The 17,504-nt window shown below is 68.6% G+C and carries 9 protein-coding genes; 4 read left to right on the top strand and 5 right to left on the bottom strand.

The genetic code is table 11. From position 1 onward, the window contains the following. Window positions 1-122: 122 nt before the first annotated feature. The gene (locus I4Q42_RS19880) at window positions 123-4,937 is read right to left on the bottom strand and encodes an NAD-glutamate dehydrogenase (protein WP_198577833.1); all 4,815 of its coding nucleotides are present in this window, start codon (window positions 4,935-4,937) and stop codon (window positions 123-125) included. 340 nt (window positions 4,938-5,277) lie between these two features. Next, the gene (locus I4Q42_RS19875; RefSeq protein WP_198577832.1) at window positions 5,278-6,405 is read right to left on the bottom strand and encodes an AI-2E family transporter; all 1,128 of its coding nucleotides are present in this window, start codon (window positions 6,403-6,405) and stop codon (window positions 5,278-5,280) included. A 108-nt stretch (window positions 6,406-6,513) separates the two neighbouring features. On the opposite strand from I4Q42_RS19875, the gene I4Q42_RS19870 reads away from it, so the two are divergent. After that, window positions 6,514-8,067: a helicase HerA-like C-terminal domain-containing protein gene (locus I4Q42_RS19870; RefSeq protein ID WP_198577831.1), complete on the top strand. Its 1,554-nt coding sequence runs from the start codon at window positions 6,514-6,516 to the stop codon at window positions 8,065-8,067. A 143-nt stretch (window positions 8,068-8,210) separates the two neighbouring features. On the opposite strand, the gene I4Q42_RS19865 is transcribed toward I4Q42_RS19870, so the two are convergent. Continuing rightward, on the bottom strand, window positions 8,211-10,529 hold the full coding sequence (locus tag I4Q42_RS19865; RefSeq protein WP_198577830.1) for a hybrid sensor histidine kinase/response regulator: 2,319 nt from the start codon (window positions 10,527-10,529) through the stop codon (window positions 8,211-8,213). A 101-nt stretch (window positions 10,530-10,630) separates the two neighbouring features. Next, on the bottom strand, window positions 10,631-13,078 hold the full coding sequence (locus I4Q42_RS19860; protein ID WP_408611111.1) for an EAL domain-containing protein: 2,448 nt from the start codon (window positions 13,076-13,078) through the stop codon (window positions 10,631-10,633). 400 nt (window positions 13,079-13,478) lie between these two features. On the opposite strand from I4Q42_RS19860, the gene I4Q42_RS19855 reads away from it, so the two are divergent. From I4Q42_RS19855 to I4Q42_RS19845, 3 genes are all read left to right on the top strand, one after another. Further along, the gene (locus tag I4Q42_RS19855; RefSeq protein WP_198577828.1) at window positions 13,479-14,786 is read left to right on the top strand and encodes a UDP-glucose dehydrogenase family protein; all 1,308 of its coding nucleotides are present in this window, start codon (window positions 13,479-13,481) and stop codon (window positions 14,784-14,786) included. Then, entirely contained in the window at window positions 14,783-15,763 is a 981-nt protein-coding gene (locus tag I4Q42_RS19850; RefSeq protein WP_198577827.1) for an NAD-dependent epimerase/dehydratase family protein, read from the top strand. The genes I4Q42_RS19855 and I4Q42_RS19850 overlap by 4 nt, the downstream gene beginning before the upstream one ends. A 102-nt stretch (window positions 15,764-15,865) precedes the next feature. After that, on the top strand, window positions 15,866-16,663 hold the full coding sequence (locus I4Q42_RS19845; protein WP_198577826.1) for a metallophosphoesterase family protein: 798 nt from the start codon (window positions 15,866-15,868) through the stop codon (window positions 16,661-16,663). 106 nt (window positions 16,664-16,769) lie between these two features. Here I4Q42_RS19845 and I4Q42_RS19840 read toward each other — a convergent pair. After that, the coding region (locus I4Q42_RS19840) for a hypothetical protein (RefSeq protein ID WP_198577825.1) at window positions 16,770-17,504 on the bottom strand (735 nt) is incomplete at its 5' end.

The raw sequence follows: 17,504 nt of genomic DNA, 5'->3' as shown, positions 1-17,504 counted from the left end.
GAGGAGCAAGCGACGTGCTCAGCACGTCGCCCCTATCACCTTTGCGGCTGACAGAGGGGTTCCCGCCACAAGGGCGGGAATGACGGGTTGAGAGGGGAGTTGCTCTGCCCCTCCCCCCCCTCTTACCCCTGCACCGACAGCTCGCGCAGCGCCGCGTTGGCGATGGTGAGCTTGGCGAAGGTCCAACCGCCGCCGGCCTGTTCGATGTCTTCCACCGTGCGCTTGGCGGCCTTGACGCGGTCGGCGCGCAGGGCGGCCCAGGAGGTCACGGCGGCCTTGGCGGAGGACTCGTCGTCGCCGGCCTGGGCGTTGGCGGCGAACTTCAGGACCGCCTGGGTGATGGCGGCCTGCTCGAACAGCAGGTCTTCGATCAGGCGGCGGACGGCCAGGCGCTCGAAGCTGTCGCCGCCGACGAACTGGCCGGCCGCCCAGCGCAGGCGGTCGAAGCCCAGCGCCGCGCCGACCTGGTGGTAGAGGCGGGCGACGTTCTCGACCGACCAGCTGGAGGCATTGCCGATGTCGACGAGGTCGGCGGCCGTGGTCGTCGGCTGCAGGGCCGCGACGGCTTCCGCGAGGGCCTGCGGCGCACCGTCGGCGACATAGGCCTTGGCGCGCTTGGCCGTGGTCTTCTGCTCGAAGCCCGACAGGATGGACGGGGTCAGGCCCTTCAGGGCCGCGACCGACGGGCCATAGGCCTCGACCAGCTGCTTGACGCTCGACTTGTCGCGGAAGGCCCGGCGGGCCAGCCAGAAGGTCAGGCTGCGCAGGGCGTAGGCCAAAGCCTTATAGAGGGCCGTCTGGCCGTCGGCGCCGGCCTGGTTGTCGAGGGCCGAGACCTGGTCCCACAGGGCGTCGACGCCGAGGATCTCGCGGGCGGCGGCGAAGCCGACCACCAGGGCCTCGACGTCGCAGCCGGCGGCGGCGCGCAGGCGGCTCGGGAAGGTCGGGCCGCACATGTTGACCATCTGGTTGCCGACCACCGTGGCGATGATCTCGCGCTTCAGGCGGTGCTTCTGCATGGCCTCGCCATAGACGCCGAGCGCCTTGGGGAAATAGCCGTGCAGGGTGGCTTCGAACCAGGGATCGTCCGGGGCGCGCGAGGCGATGATGTCGTCGAACAGGTCGAGCTTGCCGTAGGCCAGCAGCACGGCCAGTTCCGGCCGGGTCAGGCCCTTCTTGGCCTGGGCGCGGTCGGCCAGGACGGTCGGATCGGGCAGGCCCTCGACCTTGCGGTCGAGGCGGCCGCGGCCTTCCAGCTCGCTCATGAAGCGGGCGTGGGAGTCGAGCTCCTCGGCGCTGTCGCTTTCCAGCAGGGTGAGCGCCAGGGTCTGGTCGTAGTTGTGCTCCAGCACGTGATGGGCGACGTCGTCGGTCATCGAGGCCAGCAGGGTGTTGCGGTCGGGACGGGTCAGCTCGCCCGAACGCTCCAGCAGGCCCGTGAGGATCTTGATATTGACCTCGTGGTCGGAGCTGTCGACGCCGGCGCTGTTGTCGATGGCGTCGGTGTTGAGATGGCCGGTAGCCTGCGCGAACTCGATACGGCCGGCCTGGGTCAGGCCCAGGTTTGCGCCCTCGCCCACCACCTTGACCCGCAGGTCGGCGCCATTGACGCGGATGGCGTCGTTGGCCTTGTCGCCGGCCTCGGCGTTGGTCTCGCCCTTGGCCTTCACATAGGTGCCGATGCCGCCGAGATAGAGCAGCTCGGCCCGCGACTTGAGGATCGCCGTCATCAGCTCGGCCGGCGAGACGCTGGCGGCCTTCAGGTCCAGCATGGCCTGGACCTCGGGCGACAGCGGGATCTCCTTCTGGTTCCGCGGCACGATGGCCCCGCCCTTGGAGAGCTTGCTGGCGTCATAGTCGGCCCAGGACGAGCGGGGCAGCTTGAACATCCGGTCGCGCTCTTCCCACGAGGTCGCGGGATCCGGATCGGGGTCGAGGAAGATGTGGCGATGGTCGAAGGCGGCCAGCAGCTTGGTCTGCTTGGACAGCAGCATGCCGTTGCCGAACACGTCGCCCGACATGTCGCCGACGCCAACCACGGTGAAGGGCTGGGTCTGGATGTCCTTTCCCAGCTCGCGGAAGTGGCGCTTGACCGCTTCCCAGGCGCCGCGGGCGGTGATGCCCATGACCTTGTGGTCGTAGCCGACCGAGCCGCCCGACGCGAAGGCGTCGCCCAGCCAGAAGCCGTAGGATTCGGCCACGCCGTTGGCGATGTCGGAGAAGGTGGCCGTGCCCTTGTCGGCGGCGACGACCAGATAGGGATCCTCGCCGTCGTGGACGACCACGGAGGTCGGGGCGATCACCTTGTTGTCGGCGTCGATGTTATCGGTGATGTCGAGCAGGCCGAACAGGAAGGTCTTGTAGGCGCGGATGGCCTCGGCCTGGATGGCGTCGCGGTCGCCGCCGCGGGGCAGCTGCTTGGGATAGAAGCCGCCCTTGGAGCCGACCGGCACGATGACGGCGTTCTTGACCTGCTGGGCCTTCACCAGACCCAGCACCTCGGTGCGGAAGTCGTCGCGGCGGTCGGACCAGCGCAGGCCGCCGCGGGCGACGGGGCCAAAGCGCAGGTGCACGCCCTCGACATGCGGGGCCGAGACATAGATCTCGCGATAGGGCTTGGGCGCGGGCAGGTCGGCCAGTTCGCGCGAGGCGATCTTGAAGCTGATATGCGGCTTGGGCGCGCCGTCCTCGGCCAACTGGTAGAAGTTGGTGCGCTGGATCGCGCCGACCAGGGCGGCGATGCGGCGGAGAGCCCGGTCGGCGTCGAGGCTTTCGACCGCCTGCAGGGCCTCGGTGATCTTCTCCTCGACCGCCTTGGCCTGCTCTTCGCGGGCGGCCAGGTCGGCGGCGATCGCCGGGTCGAACTTGATGCGGAAGAGATCCAGGATCAGGCGGGCGACGCCGGGATTGTCGGACAAGGCGGCTTCTTGCACCGCCTGCGACGGGTCGAGGCCGGTCTGCTGGCGATAGCGGGCCAGGGCGCGGACGAGAGCCGCCTCGCGCCAGTCGACGCCCAGCTCCAGCACCAGGCGGTTGAAGCCGTCGCTCTCGGCGCGGCCGGTCCAGATGGCGACGAAGGCGGCCTCGAAGGCGCTCTTCACGTCGGCGAAGGCCAGGTGCTCGCCCTGCTCGTCGCGCAGCACGAACTCGTGCACCCAGGTCGGCGAGATCAGGCCGTCGATGATCGGCTTCAGCTTGAAGCCGTCCTCGATCAACGCCTTCAGGCCCATGTGCTCGAGGATCGGCAGCACGTCGGCCAGGGGCGCGGCCGCCCCCGGACGATAGAGCTTGAACCGGAAGGTCATGGCGTCGTCGCCTTCACGGCGGAAGGCGCGCACGCGCACGGCCTCGCCGGACTTGATGTCGTCGACGACGGCGATGTCGGCCAGGGCTTCGGGGGCGTCGTACTGGTCGCGATAGCCGGGCGGGAAGCCGCCGGCCCAGCGCGACAGAGTGTCGACCACCGGACGTGTGGCGCCGCGCTCGCGGACAATGGCCTCGAAGCGGTCGTCCCAGGTGCGGGTGGTCTCGGCGATGGCCGCTTCCAGGGCCGGGACGTCGGGGTCGCCGTGCTGGCCCGGCTTGACGCCGAGAATGTAGTGCACCCGCGCCAGGGGCGCGTCGGAGAAGCTGGGATAATAGGCCGAGACCCGGCCCTCGAAGGCCTGGCTGAGCAGGTCGCCGGCCCGCTGGCGGACGCCGGAATCGTAGCGCTCGCGCGGCACGAACAGCAGAGCCGAGATGAAGCGGTCGAACGGGTCGCGGCGGGTGAACAGCCGCACGCGCGGACGGTCGTAGAGGTGCAGCACGCCCAGGGCCATGGAGAGCAGGTCGCCCTCCTCGATCTGGAACAGCTCGTCGCGCGGCCAGGTCTCGAGGATGTTGCGCAGGCGCTTGCCGTTGTGGCTGTCGGGATCCTTGCCGGCCTGATCGAGCACGTGTTCGACCTTGCGGCGGATCAGCGGCACCTCGTGGGCGGGGGTCTCGTAGGCCTCGGCGGTGAACAGGCCCACGAACCGGACCTCGCCGGAGGGCTTGCCGTCGGCGCCGTAGCGGCGGATGCCGACATAATCCATGTAGCCGCGGCGATGGACCTTGGAGCGCAGGTTCGACTTGGCCACGACCAGGGGCGCGCCCAGCAGCAGGTGGTCGCGGACCTGGGGCGACAGGATCGCCGGCTCGCTTTCGCGGCGCAGGACGGTGCGGGTCTGATCGCGCAGGACGCCGAGGCTGCCTTCCGGCTGGTACAGCGGCTCCTCGGCGGCATAGCCGCCGTCGGCGGTGCGGGGATAGTCGTAGACCCGCGCGCCCAGGAACACGAAGTGGTCGCCCTCCAGCCAGTCGAGGAAGGCCAGGCCCTCGTTGCGCTCTTCGGCGGGCAGGTCGACGCCGGCGCCGCGCAGTTCGTCGATCGTGCGGCGCATCAGGGCGCGCATGGCGTCGAAGTCGTCGACGGCCAGGTGGGCGTCGCCCAGGGCGTCGCGGACGGCGGTCAGCAGGGCCTGCTCGCGGTCGGCGCCGACCGGGTCGAGCCAGACCTGGATCAGCGAGCGGCGCTGGCCGGCCAGCTCGACCATCGGGTGGAACATGGCGCGGACCGTGAAGCCGGTCTCGGCGATGGCGCCCATGATCGAGTCGACGAGGAAGGGACGGTCGGGCTGGACGATCTCGAGCACGTCGCCGCCCTTGACGGTGCGCACCCGCAGGGCCAGCGGCTGGTCGGCGGAGGCTTCGGCGAAGGTCCAGAGGGCGGCCAGTTCGGCGGCGACGTCGCCGGCCTCGGCGCCCGGCAGCTCCTCGGCCGACCAGTCTTCCGACGCCAGGGTCGCGAACTGGGCCTGGGCCGGAGAGAGCGCGCCGCCCAGCGCCGTTGCCAGGGCCGCGCCTAAAGCGTTGGACGCCTGCTGGTTCGCCTTGCGGTCAATTTCGCCGACCATGGGTTTTCCTCGCGAATTTTTGGCGACAAACCTAGCTCTTTCCCGTGCGCGTTCAACCGACACGCCCGAGAACCGAACAATATTTTGCCTAATGCGCCAATATCCGAAGATCGCGCCACCCACATTTCTAGCGGCGCTGCATGACCGTCGATTGTTCGGAAATGCCGTTCCGAAAACGGAAGCGCCGCCGGTGGGGGGAGACCGGCGGCGCAGGCCCGCCTGGGGGGGGGAGGCGGGCGTTTTCCGCTTACGACGCGCCAGGTAAAGCAGGCTGGCGTCGCGCGGTGGCCGGGCTGGGGGCTCCCGGCTCCAGACTTAGATAGGCGCGCCCTTTCGGAATTTAAGCCCCTTTTTTCAAACTTGGCTTTTTTCTCGCCGAACCTCGTTTGGCTACGCCGGCCGGGCCGTGCTCGACCGCCTTGTCGCCGCTGGGATCACCGTCTTCCGACAGCAGGATGGCGATCCAGCGGGTGCCGTCGAACTGGGCCAGGATCAGCATCACCGCCACCGTCAGCGGCGTGGACAGGAACATGCCGGTGACGCCCCACAGGGCGCCCCAGACGGCCAGGGACAGCAGGACGACGGTCGGGTCCATGTTCAGGCTGTCGCCCTGCATTCGCGGCTGCACCACGTTGCCGACGACGAAGAAGATCACCTGCAAGGCCACGGCCAGGATCACCGCCGGCAGCAGGGAGTGGGGGAACTGCACCAGGGCGAAGACCGGCGGCAGGATGCAGCCGATGGCCCCGCCGATGATCGGTATGTAGCTGGCGATGAAGATCAGGAAGGCCCAGAAGAAGGCGTTGTCGAGCCCGACCAGGGCCATCACCGCCCAGGCCCCGACGGCGATCATCAGGCCCGTGACGGTCTGGATCCACAGGTACTGCTCGACCCCGTTGCGGATGCGCTGGAACAGCTCCATCGAGCGGTCGCGCTCGGCGCTGTGGGGGAACAGGGCGACGATCTTGCGCGAGAAGCCCCGGCGCGAGGCGACGATGAAGCCCAGATAGATCAGCACCAGCACGGCGTTGGAGGCGAAGTTTTGCAAGCTCTGGGCGGCGACCCCGACATATTGCTGCGGATTGAGCTGGGCGATCAGGTCGTCGATGGTCGGCGGCACGCGCATGCCCACCAGGCCCGTGACCTTGGCGATCACCTCGTTGAGGCGCGGGGCATAGGCCTTGGCCTGGCCGACGAAGCCAGCGCCGTTCTCGACCACGATCCACACCGAGCCGCCGAACAGCAGCAGCGACAGCACGATGGCCATCGGCAGGGCCAGCTTGGGCGGGAACTTCGGCACCCGGACCAGCAGCACGCGGGCGAAGCTGTCGATCATCACCGCCAGGAAGATGGCCAGGACCAGCGGCGTCAGGATCCCGCGCATGAAGTACATGGCGGCCCCGGCGGCCACCACCGCCAGGAAGACGACGGCGTTGCGGCTGGTGATCGAAGGCGTGGCGGTCGTCATCGACGGGAATCTCTGCTCACATAAGTCTCGGGAGCCATTGTTCAGGCCGATTGGCGGGAGACAAGGGCGCAGCTAGGCTTAAGCCTCAAACAAGTAGGGAAGTTGCGCATGACCCTGGCGATCGGCGACGGCGAGATCCTGATCGGGCTCTCTCAAGGCGGAGAGAGTGAAGGCCCCGTCACCCAGCGGCTCGACCGCTCCAACCGCCACGGCGTGGTGGCCGGCGCCACCGGCACCGGCAAGACGGTGACCCTGCAGGTCATGGCCCAGGCCTTCGCCGACGCCGGCGTGCCGGTGTTCGCCGCCGACGTGAAGGGCGACCTGTCGGGCGTCGCGGCCCCGGGAACGCCGAACGAGAAGATGCTGGCCCGCGCCGCCGCGATGGACATCGCGCTCGCCCCTGGCGCGCCGCCGACCATCTTCTGGGACCTGTTCGGCGAGAAGGGCCACCCGATCCGCACCACCATCTCGGAGATGGGTCCGGTGCTGCTGTCGCGCTTGCTGGAGCTCAACGACGTGCAGGAAGGGGTGCTGAACATCACCTTCCACGTCGCCGACAAGGACGGCCTGCTGCTGCTGGACCTGAAGGACCTGCAGGCGGCGCTGAAATACGTCGCCGACCACGCCGCCGACATCGGCACCCAATACGGCAACGTCTCGCCGGCCACGGTGGGGGCGATCCAGCGCAAGCTGCTGACCTTGCAGACCCAGGGCGCCGAGCACTTCTTCGGCGAGCCGGCCCTGAAGCTGGCCGACATCATGCGCATCGACGTGACCGGCCGCGGCTACGTCAACATCCTGGCGGCCGACAAGCTGATCCAGTCGCCCAAGCTCTATTCGACCTTCCTGCTGTGGCTGCTGTCGGAGCTGTTCGAGGAACTGCCCGAGGTCGGCGATCCGGAGAAGCCGAAGCTGGTGTTCTTCTTCGACGAGGCGCACCTGCTGTTCAACGACGCCCCCAAGCCGCTGATCGAGAAGATCGAGCAGGTGGTGCGGCTGATCCGCTCCAAGGGCGTGGGCATCTATTTCGTCACCCAGAACCCGGCCGACATTCCCGACGCGGTGCTGGGCCAGCTGGGCGCCCGGGTGCAGCACGCCCTGCGCGCCTACACCCCCGCCGACCAGAAGGGGCTGAAGGCGGCGGCCCAGTCGTTCCGGGTCAATCCGGCCTTCGACACCGCCGAGACCATCCAGGCCCTGGGCGTGGGCGAGGCGCTGATCTCGGTGCTGGACGCCAAGGGCGCGCCGACCGTGGTGCAAAAGACCCTGATCCGCCCGCCGGCCTCGCGCCTTGGACCGCTGACGCCGGAAGAGCGCGCCGCCGCCATCGCCAAGAGCCCGGTGGCGGGCCTCTACGACCAGGTGCAGGACCGCGCCTCGGCCTACGAGACTCTGCAAGGCCGCGCGGCCCAGGCCCAGAAGGACGCCGCCGCCGCGGAGGACGCAGCCGAGGCTGAGCGTCAGCGGGCGGCGGAAGCGAAGGTGCGCGAGCGCGAACGGGTGCGGGAAGAGCGCGAGGATGCGCGGGCTTCGCGCCCCCGCGCCTCGAACCGCCAGGGCATGGCCGAGACCTTCGCCAAGTCGCTGATCCGCACGGTGGCGTCCCAGGCGGGGCGAGAGATCATGCGCGGGCTGCTGGGGGGCCTGAGCAGAAGGCGGTAGTTTTCAAACCCTCTCCCTGAAGGGAGAGGTGTCCGCGAAGCGGACGGAGAGGGAAGCGGCTGCGAAGTCGACCATCTCGGCGGAGGCTGAAAACGGCCCCCCTTCGGCGCTTCGCGCCACCTCCCCCAGGAGGGGGAGGGTTTCTATGCCCTGACCGACTCCGCCAGCGCCCGCGCCAGTTGCTCGATGCGGAACGGCTTGCGCAGGACCGGCCAGGGCAGGTCTTCCAGGGCCGCGGCCAGGCGGTCGCCGGCGTAGCCGGTGGTCAGGAGGACGGCGGTGTCGGGGGCGCGCTGGACGACGGCGCGGGCCAGTTCGACGCCGCTGACGCCGCCGGGCATGACCAGATCCGACAGCAGCACGTCGAACGGCTCGGTCTCGACCTCCAGCAACGCCAGGGCGGCCGGCCCGTGCTCGGCGACCACGACAGCGCAGCCCATTTCCAGCAACGCCCCTTCGGTGATGGCCCGCACGCTGGCGTCGTCCTCGACCAGCAGCACCCGCAGACCCGACAGGTCGGCGGCGGGCGCGGCCTGCGGCGTGACCGCGCCGGCCGCGTCGGGTTCGGCGGCGGGCAGGTGGAGCGACACGGTAGTGCCCCGGCCCTCCTGGCTGTCGATGGTCACCGCTCCGCCGCACTGGCGCACGAAGCCATAGACCTGGGCCAGGCCCAGCCCCGTGCCCTTGCCGACCTCCTTGGTGGTGAAGAACGGCTCGAACACCCGGGCCAGCACTTCGGGCGACATGCCATGGCCGGTGTCGGTCACCGCCACGCAGACATAGTCGCCGGCCGGCGCCTCGCCCGCCTGGCCGTCGGCCAGCCGCTCGGCGCGGACCGAGACGGTGATGGTCCCGGCGTCGGGCGTGGCGTCGACGGCGTTGACCACCAGGTTGAGCAGGGCCGCCTCCAGCTGGGCGGCGTCGACGCGGCTGGAGCCCGCCTTGGGATCGGCCTCGACCACCAGGGTCTTGGCGTCGCCGGCGGCGCGGCGGACCAGCGGCTCGACCTGCAGGATCAGGCCGGCCACGTCGACGACCTCCAGCTTCAGCTCCTGACTACGCGAGAAGGCCAGGAGCTGGCGGGTCAGGCGCTCTCCGCGCTGGCCGGCGGCCAGGGCCGCCTCACCCAGGCGCTTGACCCGGGCGACCTCGTCGGGCCGCTTGAGGATCATGTCCAGCCCGCCGATCATCACCGTCAGCAGGTTGTTGAAGTCGTGGGCCACCCCGCCGGTCAGGCGGCCGACGGTCTCCAGCCGCTGGGACTGGGCCAGGGCCGCCTCGGTCTTGGCGCGCTCGGCGATGCTGGCCTCCAGGGCCGCCGTGCGCTCGATGACGCGGGCCTCCAGCTCCAGGGTGGTCTCGATGACCTCGGTATTGTCGAAGCAGCTGCCGATATAGCCCTGGAACTGGCCGTAGGCGTCGTGGCGCGGCGCGCCGGCGCTGCTGATCCAGCGCCAGGCCCCATCGGCGCGGCGCAGGCGGAAGGCGGCGCGGAACGGCCGGCGGGCCTGGGTGGCGACCCGCACCTCGGCCTCGGCCGGTTCCAGGTCGTCGGGGTGGACGCCGTCGGCCCAGCCCCGCCCATGCTCCTCCTCCAGCGACCGGCCGGTGAACTTCAGCCAGGCGTCGTTGAACCAGGTGCAGTCGCCGCGCACGTCGGAGATCCAGATCATCACCGGGGCGGCGTTGGCCACGCCCCGGAACTGCTCCTCGCTGGTGCGCAGGGCCGCCTGGGCGCGGCGCTCGCGGCTGACATCGCGGAAGGTGATGGCCAGGCCCTCGCTGATCCGCACGCCCGACGAGCGCACCCAGCGCTCCTCGCCATCGATCACCCGCATCACCTCCAGGTCGTCCGGCCCGCCCTCGTCGAGCAAGCGCTTGAGGCGGTCGATCATCTGCGGACCGGTGGCGTCGCGGAAGACGTCGCGCACCCGGCGGCCGACCAAGGTCGAGACCCCCTTGGGCCGCATGGCCTGAGCGGCGGGATTGGCGTAGGTCCAGCGGAAGTCGGCCACCTCGCCGCCGCGCCGGATCGGCTCGAGGATGACGAAGGCGTCGAGCGAGGCCTCCTGGGCGATGCGGAACCGCTCCTCGGCGGCCAGGCCGCTGCGCACGGCCAGGCGTAGGGCGGCGACGACCAGCACGATGACCGCGCCGCAGGCGCAGAAGGTGGCCAGCTGGGCGGTCTCGGTGGCGCTGAGCGCGTCCATCCACACTATACGGACGATCAGGCCGGCGGCGACCACCGAAAGCAGGCCGGTCCAAAGTCCGCCGACCAGGGCCGCCACCATGACGGCGACGAAGAAGGTCGGGAAGTTGGTCGGATAGTCGGTGACCGCGGCCGCCAGATAGCGTGCCGGCACGGCCACGCCCACGGCGGCGGCGGCCAGGCAGAACCGGAGGATCGGCCGATCGACGGACGAGGCGAAACGGATCGCCGTCCGACTGAGGAATTGGCCCATGCCGTCGCCCTAGGTCACGCCGCACGCCCCCTGGAGGGCGTTTTCGCTAACGCCCATCATTGGCCAAGGTTCCAGCCAAGGTTAAAGACGGCAGGGCGCGGTCAGGCCGCGCCGCGCACCAGGGTCTCGGACGTCTCGGACACGGTCTCCGCGGCGGCTTGGGGCGCGACCGCGACGGTGGCGCTGGCCAGGGTCCAGGCGGTCAGGCTGTCGATCGGACCCGGACGGCCGATGGCGTAGCCCTGCAGTTCGGCGCAGGCCTCGCCGCGCAGGAAGTCGATCTGCTCCTGGGTCTCGACGCCCTCGGCCACGACCGGGATCTCCAGGCTGCGGCCCAGGCCCAGCACGGCGCGCACGATGACGGTGGCGCGGTCGTGGCGGTGGATGTTCTCGACGAAGCTCTTGTCGATCTTGATCTTGTCGAACGGGAACGACTGCAGGGTCGACAGCGACGAGAAGCCGGTGCCGAAGTCGTCCATGGCGATGCGCACGCCCAGGGCCTTCAGGCGGCGCAGGTTGTCGAGCGCGCGCTGATAGTCCTTGAACAGGGCGCTTTCGGTGATCTCCAGTTCCAGCCGCGACGGCGACAGGCCGGACGCGATCAGCACCTCGTGCACCAGGGTCGGCAGGTTGGGCTGGTTCAGCTGCAGCGGCGACAGGTTGACGGCGATGCGCAGCGGGCGGTCCCAGCTGGCGGCGTCGGCGCAGGCGCGGCGCAGGACCCATTCGCCCAGCTGGGTAATCAGGCCGTTTTCCTCGGCCACCGGGATGAAGTCGAGCGGCGGGACCATGCCGCGCACCGGATGCTTCCAGCGGACCAGGGCCTCGAAGCCGCAGACCTCGCCGTCGGCGGCGCGGGCGAGCGGCTGGTAGAACACCATCAGCTCTTCGTCGATGATCGCCTGGCGCAGCTCGCGGGCCAGGGTGCGGCGCTCGCGGATGGTCTCGTCCATCTCGCGCTTGAAGAAGCGATAGACGCCGCGGCCGCTTTCCTTGGCGCGGTAGAGGGCCATGTCGGCGTTGGCCAGCAGGGCCTCGGCCGTGCGGCCGTCGTCGGGGAACATCGACACGCCCAGGCTCGCGCCCATGGCCAGGTCCTGGCCCTCGTACTGGGCGGGCAGGGACAGCTGTTCCAGCACCCGCCCGGCCAGCTCGGCGGCGGTCGCGGCCTGATCGCCGGCGGCGATCTGGACGATGATGAACTCGTCACCGCCCAGGCGCGCGGCGAAGGACGGGGCGCTCACCGAGTCCTGAAGCCGGCGCGCGGCCTCGACCAGCAGGGCGTCGCCCGCCAGGTGGCCGTGCAGGTCGTTGGCTTCCTTGAAGTGGTCGAGGTCGATGCAGACCAGCGACAGGCTCTCGCCCGAGGCCTCGACGCGATCGAGCGCGGCGGCCAGGCGGGTCTGCAGCGAATTGCGGTTGGGCAGGCCGGTCAGGCCGTCGTGCTCGGCCAGATAGCGGATCTTCTCCTCGGCCGAGCGGCGCTCGCGCAGGTCGCGGATGGCCAGCACGGTGAGGCCCGAGGTCTCGGTGCGGGCGCCGTCGTCCATCAGGCGCGAGAACACCTCGACCGGAATGGCGCGGCCGCCTTCGGCAGGCTGAAGAAGTCCTTCGCGGCGGACGTCGTCGCGCGACTGCTCCTTGCCGTCGAAGGTCAGCATGGCGTTGTAGAGCGGCTTGCCGACCAGGGTGGCCAGCGGCGCGCCGGCCAGCTCGCAGAAGGCGGCGTTGGCGTCGTTGATGCGGCCGTCCTGGACCACGACGATGCCTTCATAGGCGGCGTTGGCCAGGCGGCGGATGCGGTCGAGGGCCGAACGGCTGGTCGACGATTCGATGGTCACCGCGCCCAGGCCGCCCAGGATGATCAGGCCGGTGATCGAGGTCACGGCCAGGGTCAGGACGCCGCCCGACAGCAGTTGCTCGGGGACGATGACGTTGGCGTCGGGCATGATGGTCACCGCGCCCATGCCGGTGAAGTGCAGGCCGCAGACGCCGAGCGTCAGCACGCCGCCGCCGATCAACTGCTTGGTCAGGCTGCGGGCGCGGCCGGCGATGACCAGGGCGGTCGACGACAGGGCCACGCCGATCAGCACCGACACCGCGACGGTGGCCTGTTCCCAGACCACGTGGCCCTGGGTCACGAAGGCCGACATGCCGGTGTAGTGCATGGCGCCGATGCCCAGGCCCAGCATCAGGCCCCCGGCGCAGTCGTTGGTGCGGGTGCGCTCGGCCGAGGCCACGGCGAAGCCGGCCGCCATGAACAGCACGGCGATCATCAGGGACAGCAGGGTGCCGGCGGGGCTGTAGCCCGTCTTCAGGCCCGGGTCGTAGGCGACCATGCCGATGAAGTGCGTGGCCCAGACCCCCGAGCCGGCGACGAGGCCGGTCAGCAGCAGCCAGGCGCCCCGGACAAGCCCTCGCGCGCCCCTCAGGCGCGAGAACAACCGGAAAGCCGTGAAGCACGCGGCGAAGCAAACGAGCCCAGCGATGAGCACGAGCCGGAAGTCATGCTGCCCGGTCAGGCAGGTCAGAACCTTCAGCAATGGCAGTCCCCCAGATGGTACGGCTCATCATTAAAGGGGAAGATGCAAAAAAAGCGTTTCTATCTTGGCTCGAGCGGCAAATGCAGGCGCCGCGCCCGCGGCGGCTATCCACGCGCTACGCAGGCGATGCGTTCGCGATTTCCTTAATTACGCATACTAGGCGCAGAAGAAACAAGTTCGGCCTTGAGCCAGCGGCTCGTCACATCGTTTTAACTGAAACTAAAGTCTTTAGCGCCGGCCTAAACCAAGCTCGAAATCGTCGGAAACCGGTAAAAGCCGTCAGAGACATGCTCAAGCCGAGAGCGGTCGTATGAAATTTCGCTGATGCGCCAAGGAAAGCATGTGCACGTGCCAACTGGTCAGCTAAAAGGCCCGCCTAGCGTTCAAACAGGACAGCAGGAAACCCATGCGCGTTGCGATGATCGGGACTGGTTACGTCGGCTTGGTGTCGGGTGCGTGTTTCGCGGACTTCGGTCACGTGGTGACGTGCATCGACAAGGATCCGCGCAAGATCTCGCGGCTGCTGGCCGGCGAGATCCCGATCTTCGAGCCGGGGCTGGACGATCTGGTCGCCCGTAACGTCCGCGAAGGCCGGCTGTCGTTCACTCTGGAAGGGGCCCAGGCGATCAAGGACGCCGATGCGGTGTTCATCGCCGTCGGCACGCCCACGCGCCGCGGCGACGGCCATGCCGACCTGTCTTACGTCTATGCGGCCGCCGAGGAGATCGCCGGCCTGATCGACGGCTTCACGGTGATCGTCAACAAGTCGACCGTACCGGTCGGCACCGGCGACGAGGTCGAGGCCATCGTCAGGCGGGTCAATCCGAACGCCCAGTTCGCCGTGGTCTCCAACCCCGAGTTCCTGCGCGAAGGCGCGGCCATCGAGGACTTCAAGCGCCCCGACCGCGTGGTGGTGGGCACGGAAGACGAGCGCGCCCAGGCGGTGATGCGCGAGCTCTATCGCCCGCTGAGCCTCAACGAGACCCCGATCGTCTTCACCGGCCGCCGCACCAGCGAGCTGATCAAGTACGCCGCCAACGCCTTCCTGGCGATGAAGATCACCTTCATCAACGAAATGGCCGACCTGTGCGAAAAGGTCGGGGCCGACGTCCAGCAGGTGGCCAAGGGCATTGGCCTGGACAAGCGGATCGGCGCCAAGTTCCTCAACGCCGGCCCCGGCTACGGCGGCTCGTGCTTCCCCAAGGACACCATCGCCCTGGTCAAGACCGCGGCCGACTATGGCGCCCCCACGCGCCTGATCGAGACCACGGTGGCGGTCAACGACGCGCGCAAGAAGGCCATGGCCGAGAAGGTCGCCGCCGTGCTGGGCACGGACGATCTGGCCGGCAAGACCGTCGGCGTGCTGGGCGTGACCTTCAAGCCCAACACCGACGACATGCGCGACGCCCCCAGCCTCGACATCCTGCCGGCCCTGCAGGCCAAGGGCGCCAAGGTTCAGGCCTTCGATCCCGAAGGCCGCCACGAGGCCGAGCACCTGCTGCCGGGCGTCACCTTCGTCGCCGGTCCCTACGAGGCCGCGCAAGGCGCCGACGTGCTGCTGATCCTCACCGAATGGGACCAGTTCCGCGCTCTCGACCTGGAGCGCCTGAAGGGCCTGCTCAACGCTCCGGTCGTCGTCGACCTGCGCAACGTCTACAAGCCTCATGAAATGGTACGCGCCGGCTTCACCTACGCTTCGGTGGGCCGCGCATGATCAAGGGACCGGTAATCGTAACCGGGGCGGCGGGGTTCGTCGGCATGCACGTCGCCGAACACCTGCTGGATCGCGGCGAGACCGTGATCGGCGTCGACAACTTCAACGACTACTATGAGCCGCGCCTGAAGCAGGCGCGGCACGCCCGGCTCGAGGGCCGCCCAGGCTTCACCATGGTGCGCATGGACGTCGCGGACAACGCGGCGTTCGACGCCCTGGTGCGTGAGAACGCCGTCAAGCGCATCGTCCACCTGGCCGCCCAGGCCGGGGTCCGCTACTCGATCGACAATCCGTTCGCCTATGAACGAAGCAACTTGGCCGGCCACCTGACGGTGCTGGAGGCCGCGCGCCGTAACGAGGTCGAGCATCTCGTCTATGCGTCGTCGAGTTCGGTCTATGGCGATCGCCCCCTGGCCGGCGCGGGCTTCAAGGAAACTGACCCCGTCGATGCGCCCGTGTCGCTCTACGCTGCCACCAAGCGCGCCGACGAGCTGATGAGCATCAGCTACGCCAAACTCTACGGCGCGCCGATGTCGGCCCTGCGGTTCTTCACGGTCTACGGTCCGTGGGGACGTCCGGACATGGCCTATTATGGCTTCACCCACAAGATTCTCGCGGGCGAGCCGATCGAGGTCTACGGCGAAGGTAAGATGGCCCGCGACTTCACCTTCATCGACGACATCGTCGCCGGCGTGGTGGGCGTGCTCGACAACCCGCCGCCGTCGGGCTCGCACGAGATCTACAACATTGGCGACAGCGATCCCGTCGGCCTGATGGACATGATCACGACGCTCGAACAGGCCATCGGCCGCGAGGCGATCAAGATCATGCGCCCCATGCAGCCGGGTGATGTGACCGCGACCTATGCGGACGTGAGCAAGCTCCACGCACTTACCGGCTACAAGCCGAAGGTGGCGCTAGCAGAAGGCCTGGGTCGCTTCGCGACGTGGTACAAGACCTTCTACCCCGCGCCTTGACGGCGCGGGTTCCGCGGCGGGGTTTAAACTTCGTTCAGCGGTAAAGGAACACGATAGCCGTTCGCGTGAGGCCGCTTGGTTCGACGGAGACGGTTTATTTAAATGCGCTGGAGCGACCTTTTCCAAGGTTCAGCCCGCACGCCTTCCATCCCTGAGGGCGTGGTGGTTTTCGCTGTCGGCGACATCCATGGCCGCGCCGATCTCGCCGACCGGATCCTCGACGTGGTGCGCGCCGAAGCCGAGGACACTCCGGCCTCGCGCGTCATCTTGGTGGGCCTGGGCGACTATGTCGACCGCGGCCCCCAGAGCTGCGAGGTGATAGACACGCTCGTCGATCTGCATACCCACCCCAAGATCGAGATGCGCTGCCTTCGCGGGAACCACGAGCACGTGCTGGTCGACTTCTTGGACAACGCCGCCGCAGGTCCGGCCTGGTGCGAATTCGGCGGCCGCGAGACGCTGGCTTCCTACAACATCAAGGCCCCGGCCGACCCGCTCGATGCGCCGGCTTGGGAGGCGACCCGCGCCAAGTTCAACGCCACCCTCCCGCTGGCCCATCGCGCCTTCCTGCAGACCCTGGCTCTGCGCTGCGTGATCGGGGATTATGTCTTCGTCCACGCGGGCCTGCGCCCCGGGGTGTCGTTGCAACGACAGCGCGAAAACGACATGCTCTGGATCCGAGAGCCGTTCCTCAACGGACGACGCCTGTTCCCCAAGATGGTCGTGCACGGACATACGCCGACGGAAACAGTTCATGTGGACGATCGGCGAATCGGTCTCGATACCGGCGCCTACGCGACTGGCGTTCTCAGCGCCATTCGGCTGGAGGGGCGGGCCCGGCACCTGATCCATACCACCCCCAATGCCGGGCGCGTGGATCTCTCCAGCATCGAGATTTGATCTCCTGACGACGCAACGGAACACGCAGGGCGCGCGCCTTAAACAAAGAGGACGGCGGCGCTTACAACCTGTCCGGTTTAGATGAAGCCATCTGAACCGGATAAGATTAGGTCAGCACGTCGAGGCCTATGGCGGAGCCGCCGGTGCTGTAGAGGTAGTACTTCACGCCGCTTAGCAACACGGAGCCGTCGTATTCCAGCTTAGTCACGGCCGCTCCCTTCAGGTCCGTGACCGTCACGGCGCCCTGATCATAGGTCCGCGCGCTGCCGGCAAGACTTATTGCCCCGTCGGCGGAGAGCACGACGCGGCCCGAACTGTCCACCTTCAGCGCGGAAGTGGTGACGATCACGTCCTTGGCGCCGAAGTTGGTCACCTTGTCCAGACCAAGGCCCAATCCCAGGCCGTTGTCGAAGAAGAAAAGCTGGCTCTTGGCGTCGGTCGCATCGCCCTTCAGGACGTCGGCGCCAAGGCCGCCTTCCAGGGCGCCCTTCGGACGAACCGAAGCATCGGCGTACACAAAGTTTCCATTCTCGTCCGAACCCAGCAACCGCAGATTTGATACAGCTGAAAGGGTGACCGTGTCGGTTCCCTTCGGCGCGTCGATCGCCACCTTGCCACCGCTCAACGCGATGATGCCGTCACCATTGCCGTCGTAGATCTTGGCGCTGGTCACAAGCAGATCATTCGCGCCGAAGCCAACGATCTTGTCGGCGCCCGACTTGGCGGCCAGATCGAAGTAGAACACGTCCTGACCAATCGTCGCGGTGTAGACATCGTTGGTGCAGGCCGAACCGTCGGTGACGTTCGCGCCATCCAGCGGGCCCGGCGCCTTGGGCGGCGT

It is taken from the genome of Caulobacter hibisci (assembly GCF_016135805.1).
In the GTDB taxonomy this organism is placed as follows: Bacteria; Pseudomonadota; Alphaproteobacteria; order Caulobacterales; family Caulobacteraceae; genus Caulobacter; species Caulobacter hibisci.
The sequence above is the reverse complement of the archived record's forward strand: the minus strand, read 5'-3'. Positions and strand labels throughout refer to the sequence as shown.

What these genes read in the sequence shown, in the direction of transcription:
- I4Q42_RS19880 (WP_198577833.1), bottom strand. Translation starts at nt 4,937, where the DNA reads ATGGTCGGCGAAATTGACCGCAAGGCGAACCAGCAGGCGTCCAACGCT.
- I4Q42_RS19875 (WP_198577832.1), bottom strand. Translation starts at nt 6,405, where the DNA reads ATGACGACCGCCACGCCTTCGATCACCAGCCGCAACGCCGTCGTCTTC.
- I4Q42_RS19870 (WP_198577831.1), top strand. Translation starts at nt 6,514, where the DNA reads ATGACCCTGGCGATCGGCGACGGCGAGATCCTGATCGGGCTCTCTCAA.
- I4Q42_RS19865 (WP_198577830.1), bottom strand. Translation starts at nt 10,529, where the DNA reads ATGGGCCAATTCCTCAGTCGGACGGCGATCCGTTTCGCCTCGTCCGTC.
- I4Q42_RS19855 (WP_198577828.1), top strand. Translation starts at nt 13,479, where the DNA reads ATGCGCGTTGCGATGATCGGGACTGGTTACGTCGGCTTGGTGTCGGGT.
- I4Q42_RS19850 (WP_198577827.1), top strand. Translation starts at nt 14,783, where the DNA reads ATGATCAAGGGACCGGTAATCGTAACCGGGGCGGCGGGGTTCGTCGGC.
- I4Q42_RS19845 (WP_198577826.1), top strand. Translation starts at nt 15,866, where the DNA reads ATGCGCTGGAGCGACCTTTTCCAAGGTTCAGCCCGCACGCCTTCCATC.